Source organism: Halomonas sediminis (assembly GCF_044871105.1).
Taxonomy (GTDB): Bacteria; Pseudomonadota; Gammaproteobacteria; order Pseudomonadales; family Halomonadaceae; genus Vreelandella; species Vreelandella zhuhanensis.
In genome coordinates this window covers 3130650-3144475 of the sequence record NZ_CP085246.1, presented here as the reverse complement: position 1 = coordinate 3144475, position 13826 = coordinate 3130650, and the positions used below count along the sequence as shown (strand labels likewise).

Sequence of the window (13826 nt, the reverse complement as noted above, 5' to 3'; positions counted from 1 at the left end):
AACGTCGCGAAGTAAGGTAACTAAGCGAATCAGCCAAACACGGTAAACGTTTCGGCATTCAACCACAGGTGGACGAGGATACTGGCGACATACCCCAGCGCTATGATCGGTGCCCATTTCAAATGGCCCATGAAAGTATAAGAGCCGCGTGCTTGACCCATTACCGCGACACCCGCCGCTGAACCGATCGACAGAAGACTGCCGCCGACACCTGCCGTCAAGGTGATCAATAGCCAGTGCCCGTGGGACATGTCCGGTTCCATGGTGAGAACGGCGAACATCACCGGAATATTATCGATTACCGCTGAAATGACGCCCAGTGCAATGTTGGCCCAGGTAGCATTCCATCCCATATACAGAGCCTCTGAGAGCAGGCCCAGGTAGCCCATGAAGCCCAGGCCACCGACACACATCACTACCCCGTAGAAGAACAGCAAGGTATCCCACTCGGCGCGTGCCACGCGGTTGAAGACATCGAACGGCACCACGCTGCCCAGTTGTTCGAGCTTTTTATTATCGCCTCGGCGGCTATAGCGTTCGCGCTTGCGTTCCAGGGAGCGTGGCAAGCTGCGGCGCAGGTAGTAACCGAAGAACTGAAGGTAGCCCAGGCCGGTCATCATGCCGAGTACCGGCGGCAAATGCAGGAAGACATGGCACATGACCGCGGTAGCCACTGTCAGCAGGAAAAGCGCCACAATACGGCGTGCACCGCGCTTGAGCCACACATCCTCGTAAACGCTCTTGGGCTTCTCGTTCTTGATGAAGGCACTCATCACTATCGCTGGAATCAGGAAGTTGACCAGGGAGGGAATCAGCAGCACGAAGAATTCCTGGAATTCGATCATGCCGGCCTGCCACACCATCAGGGTGGTGATATCGCCGAACGGACTGAAGGCACCGCCGGCATTGGCTGCCACCACGATATTCACACAAGACAGGTTGATAAAGCTCTTGTCGCCTTCGGCCACTTTGGTGACCACAGCGCACATCAGCAGCGCCGTGGTCAGGTTGTCCGCAATCGGTGAGATCACGAAGGCCAGGCCGCCAGTCAGCCAGAACAGCGTGCGGTAGCTGAAACCCTTGCGCAGCATCCAGGAGCGTAGCGCATCAAACACTTTGCGCTCTTCCATGGCATTGATGTAAGTCATTGCCACCAAAAGGAACAGCATCAGCTCGGTAAATTCGAGCAAGGTGGCGCGGAACGCATGTTCGGAGTCGGTCGACATGCCGTTTTGCACATATACCCAGCCGATCAAGCCCCAGATAATACCGGCGGCAACCAGCACCGGTTTGGACTTACGCATATGGATTTTTTCTTCGAACATCACCAGCAAGTAAGCGAGCACAAAGATGGCAATGGCAAAAAATCCGACACCGGTACTGGTCAGGTCAATGCTGCCAGTAACGGCGTAAGCGCCAGGGCTGAAAAACAGTAGCGTGAGGAGAATGGGAATGGCGGGCATGGCAAGCCACGACCGCCGAGAACCTAGCCGGGGCCTGAAGGAGAAATTACTCAAAGTGAGCATGGCGTTGAGCTTCCTAAAGTGTGTTTATAGAAGGAGGAAAAATCGGCGTTATTCTAACAGGCTATATTGCGCTGCAATATGGAAAAAATCCGAAAGGAAACAAGCCATAGCCCCTTGATCCGGTCTTTTTTTAGTAATTAAAACGTATTGATAATTGTGGTTTTTTCTTTGACAGGGTTCAGTTATGCCCGAAAGGTGGCCGATCAGGTCGGCACCTAGAACTGACGTGCCTTACCATCGCCTGGCCAAGCAGCTTTCCCAGGAATTCATCATCGATCGCGAAACTGTCCATCAGCTATCCGCCTTCCAAGGAAGCGCAAAGTAACTGAACAAGATATTGGGAGACTAACTAGATACCGTGCTGGAAGAGCTAGGGAGAAGCCCTGTGGCCAGAGAAACGTGCATAGATTTCGCGCTTTTCTAGGGCAACGTATTGGACACGGCGTATCCAGAAGAAGCTCTGCAGAGGACGAAGCAGTCAGTCGACGACGAACTCAAAGCACGACAAACCGGTTGCTCCCAACCTGCTGGATCGAAAGTTCACAGCAGAAGAGCCCGATCAGGCTTATGTGGGTGATATCACCCACATATCGGCACGGGAAGGGTGGCTTTACCTGGCGGTTTTTATCGATTTATGTTCTCGCGCTGTCGTAGGCTGGTCAATGGACAGTCGCATGCCGGCGGGGTGCTGTTAGGATGGGGCTATCCGTCATCTGCGGAATGCGCGGCCCGGCAGGCCGGCGTCCGCCGCAAGGGAGACTGTCATGACGAAGACCGATGCCACCCGGGCGGAAGCCCTGGACGACATCCTCTCGCCGCTCTCCCTCAAGCGGGTCGGCATCGATACCTACCGCGAGAACGTGGCCTACCTGCATCGCGATTGCGACCTCTATCGCGCCGAGGGTTTCCAGGAGCTCTCCAAGGTGGAGGTCCGTGCCAACGGCCAGCGCATCTGAGGCTCTGGGCGTGGAGGAGGGCCATCCGGTCAGCGTCTCCCAGGCGGAGCTCCCGACGTCGATTCCCGCCCTACACCGCAAACTCGCCGGCGAACGGCTCTTCCGGGACGACTTCCGGCACATCATCCGCGACATCGTCGAGCTGCGCTATTCCAAGGTCGAACTGACGGCCTTCGTGGTCGGCTGTGAGCGCGGCGAGCTCGACCGGAAGGAGGTCTTCTACCTGAGCGATGCCATGAGCCGGGTCGGGCGCCGCCTCGACTGGCACTAACATCTGATGGTCGACAAGCACTGCATCGGTGGGGTTCCGGGCAACTGCACTTCCATGCTGGTGGTGCCCATCGTCGCTGCTCACGGCCTGCTGTGCCTCGCGGGCCATCACCTCGCCCTCGGGTACCGCCGACACCATGGAGGTGTTGGCCAACGTCGATCTGCCCTTCGATGTGCTGGGCGATATCGTGGGGCACTCACCGCGGCTGCCTGGCCTGGGGCGGCACCAGCGAGCTCTCGCCCGACGACGTGCTGATCTCGGTGGAGCGCCCGCTTTCCATTGATTCGCCGGGCCAGATGGTCGCCTTCATCTTCTCCAAGAAGGTGGCTGCCGGTTTCAGTCACCTGCTGCTCGATATCCCAGTGGGCCCCAACGCCAAGGTGCGCTCCATGCCCGAGGCGCGGCAATTGCGCTGGCTTTTCGAGTTCGTGGCCGGGTGCATGGCCTGACCTTGGACGTGGTGATCACCGATGGCAGTCAGCCGGTGGGGCGCGGCATCGGGTCCGTGCTGGAGGCCCGCGACGTGATTCGCGTGCTCACCCACCACCCGAGGCGCCCATGGACCTGCGGCAGAAGGCGCTGCGCCTGGCCGGACGGATGCTGGAGTTCGACCCGGATGCGCGCGGCGGCGTCGGCGAGGTCTGGAGCACCGACTGCATTGCGCATCAGAGCAATGCTATCGCCATGGCGCCGGTGCTGGCGGAGGCGCTCGCCTCGCTCGGCTAGCGGTGCGGGTCTGGGAGGGCGTCGGTATGGGTGACGGCATGGCCCATGAACTGCTGCAGCTGCCAGCCGGCCGGGGCGAAGCTCTCGAAGTGGGGTTTGAGGACGCCGTAGGCCATGGCGGCTTTGAGCCCCACCGGGCTGGGCGCAGACAGGATGCGTCGCATCAGGTCGTACGGATTGGGCATGGGGCTGTTCCAGGGCTTCGGCGTATCGCTCATGGTGTTCTTTCTTTCGTCAGTCAATGGGGTTGGAAGGGGCGAGCGCTTCAGCGCCGGCGGCGTATCCAGTAGCGCCGGCCCATGGGCCCCGGGCGCTCGGTGATCACCGGTGGCTCGTGGGCGTGGCCCTCGAGATTATCATGCAGGGAGGATTCCGGCGGCTCGTCGACCATCATCAGCCGGCGGATGCGCTCCTCGGTCGGCGGGTGGGTACGCAGCCAGTCGAGTCCCGCGGGCGGGTGGCGGCCGAACAGCGTGGCCAGCCAGCGTCCCTGGTGGCGTTCCAGGGTTGCCAGCGCCGAGGCGAGCCCCACAGGGTCGCCCGTCAGAGTCACTGCCTCTAGGTCTGCGGTGTACTCGCGGTTGCGGGAGAGGCCCAGCTGGAGCAAGGTGCTCAGGCTGGGCGCAAAGGCCACCACCAGCAGCAGGCCCCAGGGCAGACGAACGTCACCGACCAGGATCAAGGGTGCCATGAACAGCAGACTGATCTGCAGCACCGTGGTCAGCCAGAAAGTCAGGCGGGTCATGGCCGCGGCCATGGACATCACTCGAGTGTCGCCATGGCGCAGATGACTCACCTCGTGGGCCAGGACGCCAGCCAGCTCGCGCAGCGTCAGGGTGTGCAGCAGGCCTTCGGTGACGGCAATGCCGCCATCGTGCCGGGTGCCCACGGCGAAGGCGTTGAGGTCCGGCGAGGGGGCATAGAACAGCTGCGGGGGCTGGGTGAGACCGGCGTGGTGATAGAGCGTATCAAGCAGGCGGTAGAGCGACGGTGCTTGGTGACGGTCGAGCAGCCCGGCCCCGGTATCGGCAAGGATATAGCGAGCCGGCACCCAGCTGCCGGCGAGGGCCCCAGCCACCACGACCCCCAGGCTCACGACTATCCCGAGGCCGCCGGCCAGCAGGTAGCCGGGCACGGCCAGAATCAGGGCCAGGCCCGCTATGATCAGCAGGGTCTGCAGGCCGTTCTTGATTCGGCTGCGCCAGAGTCGTTGTTTCCCGATCGGCATGGCATCCCTTTGCAGTCGTCAGGCGGGGGTGGCGCGGGCGAACTCCTCGGAGAACATGGCCTATTTTGGGACCGCCGGTCACACGTCCGTCAAGCGTGGTGCACACCGGGCGTGCAGGATGCGCTCCTTGTTACCCCCAGATCTCGGCGATGACCTCGCCGGTCTCCTCACTCAGCCCCGTCTCCTGGAAGCCGAGGCTGGCATAGAAGTCCCGGGCGACCTGGTTGGTGGGCACATAGCAGATCGCGATCCGCTCGAAGGGGCCCCGTGCCCTGATCTCGTCTGCATGGCCCTGTGTCCGATGCCTCTTCCCTGGTGGCGTCGGTCGACCATGAGTCGGAAGATGTTGTAGGCAGTCGGCCGATCGTCGTGGGCCGAAGGATCGTCTAGCGTACCTCACCGAGCCGCGAGCTTCCCGATCCGCATGGTTACCTCGCCGCTGGCGGCGGGTTCCAGGTGCTGAGACAGGAATCCAGTCCGCCGAACTCCGCCTCGCCCAGCTGGAGATGCGTCAGCGGTCACCAGTCACGGAACAGCCGCTGGCCATTGTTGACCTGGTTCCGGGCCCAGATTTCGAGCTGGTGGGTCAGCGCCTCATGGCTCAGGTAGCGGTGGCGGAAGGAGGCTTTGAGTGTGTCCTGGGTCATGCCGATGCCTCGCCGTGCCGTGTTGCGCTGTCAGTATGGCGCATTCTTCGGAAGGGGGCGTCGGTGTCGGGCCTTACCCGTCTCTGGCCGGGTGTGCCAAGCTGAAAACAGTATGAATGACGCATCGACGGGAGGCTTTATGAACGATCGGCGGCGCGAGGCGCTGGAACACGAGCATCGCCCGGAGGTGATCGAGCGGCGGCTGCGTGCCCCCTCCCGGCTCCGGCACCTGCCCGATGCCATCCTCGGCGGCATCGACGGCTGCGTGACCACCTTCGCCGTGGTCTCCGGGGCATTCGGTGCGGGTTTCTCCTCCACGGTCGCGCTGGTGCTGGGCGTCGCCAACCTGCTGGCCGATGGCTTCAGCATGGCGGTCAGCAACTACGAGGCGATCCAGGCCCAGCGAGAGCATGTCGACGGGGTGCGTCGCAGCGAGAACCATCATATCGACGTGGTCCCGGAGGGTGAGCGCGAGGAGATCCGCCAGATCTTCCAGCGCAAGGGGTTCGCGGGTGAGACCCTGGAACGGGTGGTGGAGACCATCTGCAGCGACCGCGAGGTGTGGGTGGAGACCATGGTCTCCGAGGAACATGGCCTGCAGACCGTAGGGTTGAGCCCACTGCGTTCGGCGCTGGCCACCTTCATCGCCTTCCTGGTGGTGGGCGCCATGCCGCTGCTGCCCTATGCGATACCGGGATTGGATACCACCCGTCAGTTCCTGTCGAGCCTGGCGGTGGCCGGACTGATGTTTTTTCTGATTGGTATGGGCAAGAGCCTGATCTATCACCAGCCGGTGCTGAAGTCGGGGCTGCGCACCCTGTTGATCGGTGGGGCCGCGGCGGGGCTGGCCTTCCTCACCGGCCATCTGGCACAGGCGCTGTTCGGCGTGGGCCTGTAGGTTGCCCCTGGCCGGATTGAACCGCAGGTCGCGTTGGTGGCGTTCTAGCCACCCGAGTCACTCACGCGCTGCGCATGCGGCGTTCAGGGCATGACGACAATCATGCTGATCTGTGTCAAGTCGGCCGACCAGGGCTGTGCTATCTTGACAATGAAGGGGGTGTCTAAAAAAGAGGGAAAATAGATGTTTTTCGACCCTGACATCTTAAGTTTCGCTGGGCTTCGCCATTTGTGAACTACATTCTGGATTCAAAGGACTATTATTATGACCAAGAAAACTTCCCAAGATGCCAAGAAAACTTCCCAAGATGCCGAAAAAACTTCCCAAGATGCCGAGAACGTCCCTGTCTCGACCGAAAAGTCCGCACCGCAGGTTGAGTCGAGGGTGATGAGCCCGTTCCGGGAGTTCGAACACATGCTCAATACCTTCTTCGATCGTGGTGGTATGCCATCGCGCTGGGAGCATCCCCTCTGGCAGCGCTTTGCCGCCTTCGAGAAGGGCATGCCAAAGGTCGACGTCATCGACCGCGATACTGAGGTAGTGGTGCGTGCCGAAGTCCCAGGTTTTGAGCGTGAGGAGCTCGACGTCTCGGTAACCGACGGCGCGGTGACCATCAAGGGTGACCACCGCGAGGAGACCAAGAAGGACGAGGGTGAGTACTTCCACTCCGAGATCTCCCGCGGCTCCTTTACCCGGACAGTGGCACTGCCCAGCGAGATCGATGGCGACAAGGCGGCGGCCAGCTTCAAGAACGGCGTCCTCGAGCTGACCCTGCCCAAGCTCAAGCAGGCCAACCGCCGCAAAGTCGAGGTCAAGTAACCATCCGGAATGACCGTCGGGCCGGATATTCCGGCCTGGCGGCTTCCCTAGCATGAGGGAGCGAACATGGAGACCACTTGGGTGGTAGTCGCCGACCAGGCACGGGCACGGCTCTTCTCGACATCCGACCAGAGAGGGCCGCTGGAGGAGGTGGAGGACCTGGCCGCCGGCCTGCACGACGGGCGCCTGCCAGCACCTGATCATCAGCGCTACGCCGCGCTTTTTGGGATTGCTGCGCGAGACATTGCCCGAGGCGGTCCGGAAGTGCCTCGTGCTCGAGCTGCACAAGGACCTCACGGCCCTTAGCTCCGAGGAGATCCGGGCACACCTACCCGAGCGGCTGCCCCGGGAGCCCCTCTCCCCGCAGAGGTAGGGCCGGGAGCCGATGACCGTCACTGGGGGGAAGGCGATGGCCGGCGTGACCCTATGGCTGACCGGAGACGTGATGACCGGACGCGGCATCGACCAGATTCTGCCGCATCCCGGCAACCCTCGGATCTTCGAGGCCTACATGACCTCGGCCGTCGACTATGTCCGGCTGGCCGAGCGAGTGACCGGCCCCATCCCGCATCCCGTTGATTTTTCCTATGTCTGGGGCGCTGCCCTGTTGTGGCTCGACCGCCAGGCCCCCGACCTGCGCCTGATCAACTTGGAGACGGCGGTCACCTCCAGCGACGAGGCCGAGCCCAAGGGGATCCAGTACCGCATGCATCCCGCCAACCTGCCGGTGCTGTCCGCGGCGGGGGTGGATGCCTGCGTGCTGGCCAACAACCATGTGCTGGACTGGGGTCGGCACGGGCTATGCGAGACGCTGAAGGTACTCGGGGAGGCCGGCTACGCCACGGTAGGTGCCGGCCTTGACTGGCGTCAGGCGAGGGTGCCGGCACGCTTCGAGGTTCCCGGCGGGCGCCTGCGGCTGCTGGCCTTCGGGCTTCCCAGCAGTGGCGTGCCACGTGACTGGGTGGCCAATGACACTCGGCCCGGGGTCAATGTGCTGTCCGACCTCTCGTCCGTCACCGTGGCAGCCATCGCCGCCGACGTCGCCCGAGGGCGCGAACCGCAGGAACTGGCCCTGGTCTCGCTGCACTGGGGCGGCAACTGGGGCTATGCGATCCCCGATGCGCATCGGGGATCGCCCACCGGCTGATCGACGAGGCCGGCGTGGACCTGGTCTGGGGCCACTCTTCCCATCATGCGCTGGGCATCGAGGTGTACCGCGGCAGGCTGATCCTTTACGGCTGCGGTGACCTGATCAACGACTATGAGGGCATCACCGGCCATGAGGGCTTCCGCGACGACCTGGCACTGCTCTACTTCCCGACGCTCAGCCCGACGGACGGCCGACTGGAACGGCTGATCATGGTGCCCCTGAAGCGTCGGAATTTTCGCCTCAACCGGGCCTCCCGCGAGGACGAGCAGTGGCTGTGCCGGATGCTGAACCGGGAGGGACGGCCGCTCGGCACTCGGGTGCGGCAGGACGGCCATAACCGGCTGGTGCTGGAGTGGCAAGGCGAGCGGTGAGGCCGTTCAGCGTGTGTCGTGCTTTATTGCCCTGTCCTGACCGGCATCGGGCGGAGCAGCCGAAGCTTCCGGTTCGACAAGGTCGCGTTCCTGTCGAGTCCCCAGGCTTACGCCAGTTTCGAGGGCCAGGTCGATATCACTGGACCAGCAAAAAACCTGCCTGAATCCCCTGCCATTCGGGCGGGATAGGCGTTGCCGTTACGCCGGGCCCTCGAGCAGTTCGGTAAGTGAGCCATTCTCATGGGCGCGGCGGATTGCCTCGGCAAAGAGCGGGGCGGCGCTGACCACCTCGAGGTGTTGGCGGGACGGTATCGGTCACGATGAGCTTACTCAGCTGCGTAAGTCGCTGACTTGGGATCAAGGCGCGGAACTGGCCCAACACGCGCAGCTACGGATAGATAACGGACTTCTGCGACCCACGAAGCCCTAGGCATAGCAGGACTTCAGCTACCACGCCGGGGATGGCTAATACACAAAAAAAGCACCCGTAGGTGCTTGATTTGTCGACATGTTTGGTGGAGGCGGCGGGAATTGAACCCGCGTCCGCCAGCACTCGCCCATTGGCTCTACATGCTTAGATTACGTCATTTGTTTTAACGCTACCGGCTCCGACGATCAGGATCCGGCAACGCGAGTCTTCTTAAGGTTTAGCAATTGGCGCGAAGACACCACCAACTGCGATCCCATTATTTTTAGCTCGTATCCCGTCCGTGCTGAATGGGCACAGCACTTCGGGGCCGGACAAGAAGCTAACAGCTATTAAGCTGCCAGCGCGCCCTGAGCGTAGTTGTCGTCGTTTGCGACTATTTGTCGTGATGTTGGATTTACGAGATACATCACGCTCTCGGCATGCACCGCAGGGGTTGTCACCGGCGTCGAAACCATGTCGCCCCCTTAATGAAGCGCTATTCTAACGCGCTTGTACTACATTGACCAGCGATGCTGTATTAGGTTCCGCATGCTGCGACATTTTTGTCGACTCCCGGACATTTTCTTCTTTCTTCCGGGAGCGTCGTTTCCTGAAAAGATAGACCCGTCATGCCTTGTTTTGTTCCCGCATGATGCGTCCTTTTTGACGTGTCCAGTCGCGGTCTTTCTCCGTGGCACGTTTGTCGTGCAGTTTCTTGCCGGTAACCAGCGCCAGGTCGCATTTTACCTTGTTGCGCTTCCAGAACAGTTTGAGCGGCACGCAGGTATGGCCCTTGTCCTGGGTGATTGAAAAGAGCTTGGCAATTTCCTTTTTATGTAGCAGGAGCTTGCGCGTACGGGTGGGGTCAGCGAGCTCGTGGGTGCTGGCGGTATTCAGCGGCATGATATGACAGCCCAGCAGCCAGGCCTCGCCATTACGAATCAGAATATAGGTATCGGTCAATTGTGCCTTGCCGGCACGCAGACTTTTGACTTCCCAGCCCGCCAGAACCAATCCCGCTTCGAATGTCTCGTCGATATGATATTCAAAGCGTGCTTTCTTGTTCTGGGCAATGATGCTGGTGCCGGTACCCTTGTTTTTACCTTTCTTTGTGGCCATGGAACCTCATGTTTGCTCTGTCGATTGCCTATCCTTGGTTGAACAGGAAGGCGTGATACCATTCAAGGCCTGGAAAATAATTCCCATGATACGCCTTGGGCACTGTGAAGTCAGCGGAGAGGTCAATGCCAACCGTCAATCGTTCCGCCTTGGTGCGGCACACCCCCAAACAAATGTTCGAACTGGTTAATGACTTCGAGCATTATCCAGAGTTCCTGCCCGGCTGTCGGCGAGCGCGTTTGCTTGAACGCGACGAGACACACCTGATAGGGGAAATGACCCTGGGACGCGCGGGCGTCGAACAAACCATCACCACACGCAATGACCTGGAGTCGCCCGAGCGAATCGACATGACGCTGGTCAAAGGCCCTTTCAAACATCTGAAAGGCCATTGGCGGTTCATACCGGTGGGTGAGGGCGTGTGCAAGATCAGCCTGGATATGGAGTTCGAATTTTCCAACCGCTTGCTGAGCATGGCATTCGGCAAGATTTTTCAGCAGATCGCCGGGCAGTTGGTCGACGCTTTCCATCAGCGGGCCGATGAGCTGTATGGCCGTTGAACTGCGCGTGGAAGTCGCTTTTGCGCTGCCTCACAAGCAACGGATCGTCGCCTTGCGCGTGATGGAGGGCACCACCGCTCGCGAGGCGGTGGTCCTTGCACAGTTGCCGCAACTTTTCCCGGAAATGCCGGTGGAAACATTCACCCAGGCAACCTTGGGGATTTTTGGCAAGGCGCTGCGCGATCCTGATACGCATCAATTGCGTGAGGGTGAACGCGTTGAGGTGTATCGACCTCTGTTGATTGACCCTAAACAGGCCCGCCTGGCACGCGCACGGCGCCAGGCGACTGTTTACTCTTCGTCGGGGACATAGATCGGCACTGCTTCTGGGTCAGGTGCTGTGCGTGGTGTCTCCGGTAAGGGGTCATCCAGAACGCCGGGTTGTCTCGCAGGGGCGCGATCTTCAGCCGTGGGAAGCTCGAGGTCCCCGGCAAAGTCTCCGTCGCGCTGAATTTGCTCCAGGCGGCCGTCCTCACCGAATACCAGGGTGACACGACGCTGTTCCACACCTTCATAAGCTTTGTCGAGTCGAAAGACGTAGTCCCATTCGTTGGCCTCGAAAGGGGCCTGCAGCAGGGGGCTACCCATGAGGTAGGTGACTTGGTCCTGGGTCATGCCGGGCTGTAATTGGCTGACCATCTCTTGGGTCACCAGGTTGCCTTGAGGTAAATCCCGCTTGTATACCCCTAAGTAGCTACAGCCTGTGGTTATCAGCACAGTGGCGGAAAGGGCAACGGAAAGCGTTACGATTCTAGTCAACTTTTGCATTTGGGCCTGTTCTTCACTATCGTGGTTTCGGTCGATCATACCCGACCTAACCTGTCACTGCGAAGAGCAACCATGGCCCATCAGAACCATGAATTACGCAAAGCCGGGCTGAAAGTCACCCTGCCGCGCGTCAAGATCCTGCAAATCCTCGAGAATGCTTCTGGCCAGCACCATCTGAGTGCCGAAGAAGTATATAAAACACTCATCGATACGGGTGAAGACGTAGGTCTTGCAACCGTTTACCGGGTGCTGACTCAGTTCGAGTCGGCGGGACTGGTGATTCGTCATAATTTCGATGGCGGTCACGCGGTCTTCGAAATGACCCAGGAAGACCATCACGACCATATGGTGTGCCTGGAAAGTGGGCAGATCATCGAGTTCGTGGACCCCATCATCGAGCGCCGTCAGCAGGAAATTGCCGAAGAACATGGCTACGAACTGGTCGACCATGCGCTGGTACTGTATGTGCGTCCGCGAGGCTCCAATGTGACTCGCCAGGACAGCGGGCCGGTTAACAAGAAGTAATCAACCGAAAGTAAATGGATTCATTTGCTTGGCAAGCGCCCTGGCAGGCCCTGACCTGCCAGGGCGCTTGTGGTGTCGATGTTTCAGACCAAGTAAGTCAGACCAAATAATTAGTGAGGTGCCCGCTGGCTGGCGTGGAGCATTTCGCGGGCGTGAGCCAAGGTCTGTTCGGAAAGCGTGACCCCACCCAGCATGCGCGCCAATTCACTGATCCGCCCCCCTTCATCGAGCACCGCCATGCGCGTAAGCGTCGTGTCGCGCTTGGCCTGTTTCTCGATATGTACATGCTGGTGGGCTTGGGCCGCGACCTGCGGCAAGTGAGTGACGGTCATCACTTGGCCGGTATCGCCTAGCCGACGCAACAGCTTGCCGACGATTTCCGCCGTGGCCCCCGAAACGCCTACATCGACTTCATCGAATACTAGGCTGGTAATGGTCGAATGCGTGGCGGCTACCACCTGAATGGCCAGGCTCAGGCGTGAAAGTTCACCCCCGGAGGCAACTTTTGCCAGTGGGCGTGCCGGCTGGCCGGGGTTGGCGCTGATAAGAAACTGAACGTGATCCATGCCCATGGCGCAGGAGGAGTCGCGTTGGCTGACCGCGACCTCGAAGCGGGCCTTGTCCATGGCTAGAAGCGCGAGTTGCTGCTGAACATCCTTGCCGAAACGCTTTGCGGCCTGCTGGCGCGCTGCACTGACCTTTTTGGCCTGGGCGCGCCAATGCTCGCGTAACGCGGCAATTTCAGCGCCCAATGCTTCCAGGTCTTGTTCACCGCTATCGAGTTGATGGTATTCCGTCTTTAGCTGAGCGTGCAGCGTACAGAGTTCTTCCGGCGCCACATGATGCTTGCGTGCGATGCGATGAATATCGCCAAGCCGCTCTTCCACCCAGGCCAGGCGTTCGGGGTCGAGCTCGGTGGCGGCGGCCAGTTGGTTAAGCTCGCTGGTGGCCTCCTCCACCTGAATGCGGGCATCACGCAGCATGGCGAGAGTATTGGCCAGCGTGCCCTTGTCGGCGCCGGGCAAGGCACTTAAATGCGTGAAGGCCTGGTTAAGCAAGAATAGCGCGCCGCCTTCTTCGCCGGCACAGCAATCCGCGGCAAGCTGCGTTTCGCGTAAGGTCTCTTCGGCATGCGCCAAGGTGTGCTGCTCTTCTTCAAGTAGGTCCAATTCACCGCTTGCCAGGGCCAGTTGATCGAGTTCTTCGACCTGATAGCGCAGTAGCTGACGTTTGGCTTCCAGCTCACCGTCGTCCTGAGTAAGGCGTTTGAGCCTTCGCCGCGCAGCTTGCCATTGACGGTAGGTTTCGGTGAGTTGGTCAACGTCCTTGCCCAAACCTGCGTAGTCGTCGAGCAGTGTCAGGTGGGTATCTTCACGTAACAACGCCTGATGCGCGTGCTGGCCATGTACCTGGACCAAACATTCGCCGAGTGCCTTGAGGTCGCTGATAGTGGCGGGCTGGCCGTTGATCCAGGCCTTCGAGCGGCCATTGGCGGTTACCGCACGGCGCAGCAGGCAATCATCCGTGGGCAGCTCGCGGGTTTCCAGCCATGCCTGTGCCGCAGGCAGATGAGCAATGTCAAAGCGTGCGCTGATATCCGTCCGGGGGCAGTCATGACGCACGCTGCCGGCATCGGCGCGCTCACCCAGGCATAGCCCCAAGGCACCCAGCAGAATGGATTTCCCTGCGCCGGTTTCGCCGGTAATGGCTGTCATGCCGCTCATGAAGTCGAGTTCAAGGCGGTCGACGATGGCGTAATCCTGAATGGCAAGCTGCGTGAGCATGTTTCCTCCTGGCACCGAGTCTGATAGAGCAGCTGGATAGGTATACATGAATTGTTGATTTATACAGTA

The 13826-nt window shown here is 60.5% G+C and carries 17 protein-coding genes, 1 other RNA gene and 3 pseudogenes; 13 read left to right on the top strand and 8 right to left on the bottom strand.

Going from position 1 to position 13826, the window contains the following annotated elements; all coding sequences use genetic code 11:
- Positions 1 to 29: 29 nt before the first annotated feature.
- Positions 30 to 1526 carry a sodium:proton antiporter NhaD gene (gene nhaD / locus LG290_RS14855; protein WP_499835453.1) on the bottom strand — a complete coding sequence of 499 codons (1497 nt, stop codon included), beginning with the start codon at positions 1524 to 1526 and terminating at the stop codon, positions 30 to 32.
- 470 nt (positions 1527 to 1996) lie between these two features.
- On the opposite strand from nhaD, the pseudogene LG290_RS14850 reads away from it, so the two are divergent.
- From LG290_RS14850 to LG290_RS14830, 5 genes and pseudogenes are all read left to right on the top strand, one after another.
- Positions 1997 to 2209 (top strand): annotated as a pseudogene (locus LG290_RS14850) (DDE-type integrase/transposase/recombinase); the annotation flags it as partial.
- A gap of 81 nt (positions 2210 to 2290) precedes the next feature.
- Positions 2291 to 2482, top strand: a complete 192-nt coding sequence (locus LG290_RS14845) for a hypothetical protein (RefSeq protein WP_499835452.1) — start codon at positions 2291 to 2293, stop codon at positions 2480 to 2482.
- Entirely contained in the window at positions 2460 to 2753 is a 294-nt protein-coding gene (locus tag LG290_RS14840; protein WP_499835451.1) for a hypothetical protein, read from the top strand. Before LG290_RS14845 ends, LG290_RS14840 begins: the two co-directional genes overlap by 23 nt.
- A 170-nt stretch (positions 2754 to 2923) precedes the next feature.
- Positions 2924 to 3202 carry a hypothetical protein gene (locus tag LG290_RS14835; RefSeq protein WP_499835450.1) on the top strand — a complete coding sequence of 93 codons (279 nt, stop codon included), beginning with the start codon at positions 2924 to 2926 and terminating at the stop codon, positions 3200 to 3202.
- Between the two features lie 109 nt (positions 3203 to 3311).
- A complete protein-coding gene (locus tag LG290_RS14830; RefSeq protein WP_499835449.1) occupies positions 3312 to 3479 on the top strand; it encodes a hypothetical protein in 168 nt (55 codons plus the stop codon).
- Here the strand turns inward: LG290_RS14830 and LG290_RS14825 are convergent.
- The 3 genes from LG290_RS14825 to LG290_RS14815 form a co-directional block, all read right to left on the bottom strand.
- Entirely contained in the window at positions 3476 to 3697 is a 222-nt protein-coding gene (locus LG290_RS14825; protein ID WP_499835448.1) for a hypothetical protein, read from the bottom strand. The two genes, LG290_RS14830 and LG290_RS14825, sit on opposite strands and share 4 nt — an antisense overlap.
- Before the next feature lie 47 nt (positions 3698 to 3744).
- Positions 3745 to 4707: a zinc metalloprotease HtpX gene (locus LG290_RS14820; protein ID WP_499835447.1), complete on the bottom strand. Its 963-nt coding sequence runs from the start codon at positions 4705 to 4707 to the stop codon at positions 3745 to 3747.
- A 518-nt stretch (positions 4708 to 5225) separates the two neighbouring features.
- Positions 5226 to 5354, bottom strand: coding sequence for a hypothetical protein (locus tag LG290_RS14815; RefSeq protein WP_499835446.1), 129 nt, complete (start codon positions 5352 to 5354; stop codon positions 5226 to 5228).
- 139 nt (positions 5355 to 5493) lie between these two features.
- On the opposite strand from LG290_RS14815, the gene LG290_RS14810 reads away from it, so the two are divergent.
- From LG290_RS14810 to LG290_RS14790, 5 genes and pseudogenes are all read left to right on the top strand, one after another.
- Complete coding sequence (locus LG290_RS14810; RefSeq protein WP_499835445.1) at positions 5494 to 6252, top strand: VIT1/CCC1 transporter family protein; 759 nt, start codon at positions 5494 to 5496, stop codon at positions 6250 to 6252.
- A 264-nt stretch (positions 6253 to 6516) separates the two neighbouring features.
- Positions 6517 to 7071, top strand: a complete 555-nt coding sequence (locus tag LG290_RS14805; protein WP_499835444.1) for an Hsp20/alpha crystallin family protein — start codon at positions 6517 to 6519, stop codon at positions 7069 to 7071.
- A gap of 223 nt (positions 7072 to 7294) precedes the next feature.
- Positions 7295 to 7444, top strand: a complete 150-nt coding sequence (locus LG290_RS14800; protein ID WP_499835443.1) for a host attachment protein — start codon at positions 7295 to 7297, stop codon at positions 7442 to 7444.
- A 12-nt stretch (positions 7445 to 7456) separates the two neighbouring features.
- A pseudogene (locus LG290_RS14795) lies at positions 7457 to 8592 on the top strand (CapA family protein).
- 331 nt (positions 8593 to 8923) lie between these two features.
- Positions 8924 to 9056: pseudogene (locus LG290_RS14790) on the top strand (IS30 family transposase); the annotation flags it as partial.
- Between the two features lie 49 nt (positions 9057 to 9105).
- On the opposite strand, the gene ssrA reads toward LG290_RS14790, so the two are convergent.
- Both ssrA and smpB read right to left on the bottom strand, forming a co-directional pair.
- Positions 9106 to 9486, bottom strand: a transfer-messenger RNA (tmRNA) gene (gene ssrA, locus LG290_RS14785).
- Between the two features lie 142 nt (positions 9487 to 9628).
- A complete protein-coding gene (smpB, locus tag LG290_RS14780) occupies positions 9629 to 10120 on the bottom strand; it encodes an SsrA-binding protein SmpB (protein WP_499835442.1) in 492 nt (163 codons plus the stop codon).
- Between the two features lie 125 nt (positions 10121 to 10245).
- Here smpB and LG290_RS14775 point away from each other — a divergent pair, with 125 nt between their 5' ends.
- Complete coding sequence (locus LG290_RS14775; protein WP_499835441.1) at positions 10246 to 10680, top strand: type II toxin-antitoxin system RatA family toxin; 435 nt, start codon at positions 10246 to 10248, stop codon at positions 10678 to 10680.
- On the top strand, positions 10670 to 10993 hold the full coding sequence (locus tag LG290_RS14770) for an RnfH family protein (protein WP_499835440.1): 324 nt from the start codon (positions 10670 to 10672) through the stop codon (positions 10991 to 10993). Before LG290_RS14775 ends, LG290_RS14770 begins: the two co-directional genes overlap by 11 nt.
- On the opposite strand, the gene bamE is transcribed toward LG290_RS14770, so the two are convergent.
- A complete protein-coding gene (bamE, locus tag LG290_RS14765) occupies positions 10972 to 11448 on the bottom strand; it encodes an outer membrane protein assembly factor BamE (protein WP_499835439.1) in 477 nt (158 codons plus the stop codon). The two genes, LG290_RS14770 and bamE, sit on opposite strands and share 22 nt — an antisense overlap.
- Before the next feature lie 72 nt (positions 11449 to 11520).
- Here bamE and fur point away from each other — a divergent pair, with 72 nt between their 5' ends.
- Positions 11521 to 11973: a ferric iron uptake transcriptional regulator gene (gene fur, locus LG290_RS14760; protein WP_160418101.1), complete on the top strand. Its 453-nt coding sequence runs from the start codon at positions 11521 to 11523 to the stop codon at positions 11971 to 11973.
- A 110-nt stretch (positions 11974 to 12083) separates the two neighbouring features.
- Here fur and recN read toward each other — a convergent pair whose 3' ends face one another.
- On the bottom strand, positions 12084 to 13757 hold the full coding sequence (gene recN, locus LG290_RS14755; protein ID WP_499835438.1) for a DNA repair protein RecN: 1674 nt from the start codon (positions 13755 to 13757) through the stop codon (positions 12084 to 12086).
- Between the last annotated feature and the right edge of the window lie 69 nt (positions 13758 to 13826).

Excerpts from the sequence above, each read along its gene's own strand:
- smpB (WP_499835442.1), bottom strand. The coding sequence starts at position 10,120 with ATGGCCACAAAGAAAGGTAAAAACAAGGGTACCGGCACCAGCATCATT.
- LG290_RS14830 (WP_499835449.1), top strand. The coding sequence starts at position 3,312 with ATGGACCTGCGGCAGAAGGCGCTGCGCCTGGCCGGACGGATGCTGGAG.
- bamE (WP_499835439.1), bottom strand. The coding sequence starts at position 11,448 with ATGCAAAAGTTGACTAGAATCGTAACGCTTTCCGTTGCCCTTTCCGCC.
- LG290_RS14805 (WP_499835444.1), top strand. The coding sequence starts at position 6,517 with ATGACCAAGAAAACTTCCCAAGATGCCAAGAAAACTTCCCAAGATGCC.
- LG290_RS14835 (WP_499835450.1), top strand. The coding sequence starts at position 2,924 with ATGTGCTGGGCGATATCGTGGGGCACTCACCGCGGCTGCCTGGCCTGG.
- LG290_RS14825 (WP_499835448.1), bottom strand. The coding sequence starts at position 3,697 with ATGAGCGATACGCCGAAGCCCTGGAACAGCCCCATGCCCAATCCGTAC.
- LG290_RS14775 (WP_499835441.1), top strand. The coding sequence starts at position 10,246 with ATGCCAACCGTCAATCGTTCCGCCTTGGTGCGGCACACCCCCAAACAA.
- recN (WP_499835438.1), bottom strand. The coding sequence starts at position 13,757 with ATGCTCACGCAGCTTGCCATTCAGGATTACGCCATCGTCGACCGCCTT.
- LG290_RS14845 (WP_499835452.1), top strand. The coding sequence starts at position 2,291 with ATGACGAAGACCGATGCCACCCGGGCGGAAGCCCTGGACGACATCCTC.
- fur (WP_160418101.1), top strand. The coding sequence starts at position 11,521 with ATGGCCCATCAGAACCATGAATTACGCAAAGCCGGGCTGAAAGTCACC.
- LG290_RS14770 (WP_499835440.1), top strand. The coding sequence starts at position 10,670 with ATGGCCGTTGAACTGCGCGTGGAAGTCGCTTTTGCGCTGCCTCACAAG.
- LG290_RS14810 (WP_499835445.1), top strand. The coding sequence starts at position 5,494 with ATGAACGATCGGCGGCGCGAGGCGCTGGAACACGAGCATCGCCCGGAG.
- nhaD (WP_499835453.1), bottom strand. The coding sequence starts at position 1,526 with ATGCTCACTTTGAGTAATTTCTCCTTCAGGCCCCGGCTAGGTTCTCGG.
- LG290_RS14820 (WP_499835447.1), bottom strand. The coding sequence starts at position 4,707 with ATGCCGATCGGGAAACAACGACTCTGGCGCAGCCGAATCAAGAACGGC.
- LG290_RS14815 (WP_499835446.1), bottom strand. The coding sequence starts at position 5,354 with ATGACCCAGGACACACTCAAAGCCTCCTTCCGCCACCGCTACCTGAGC.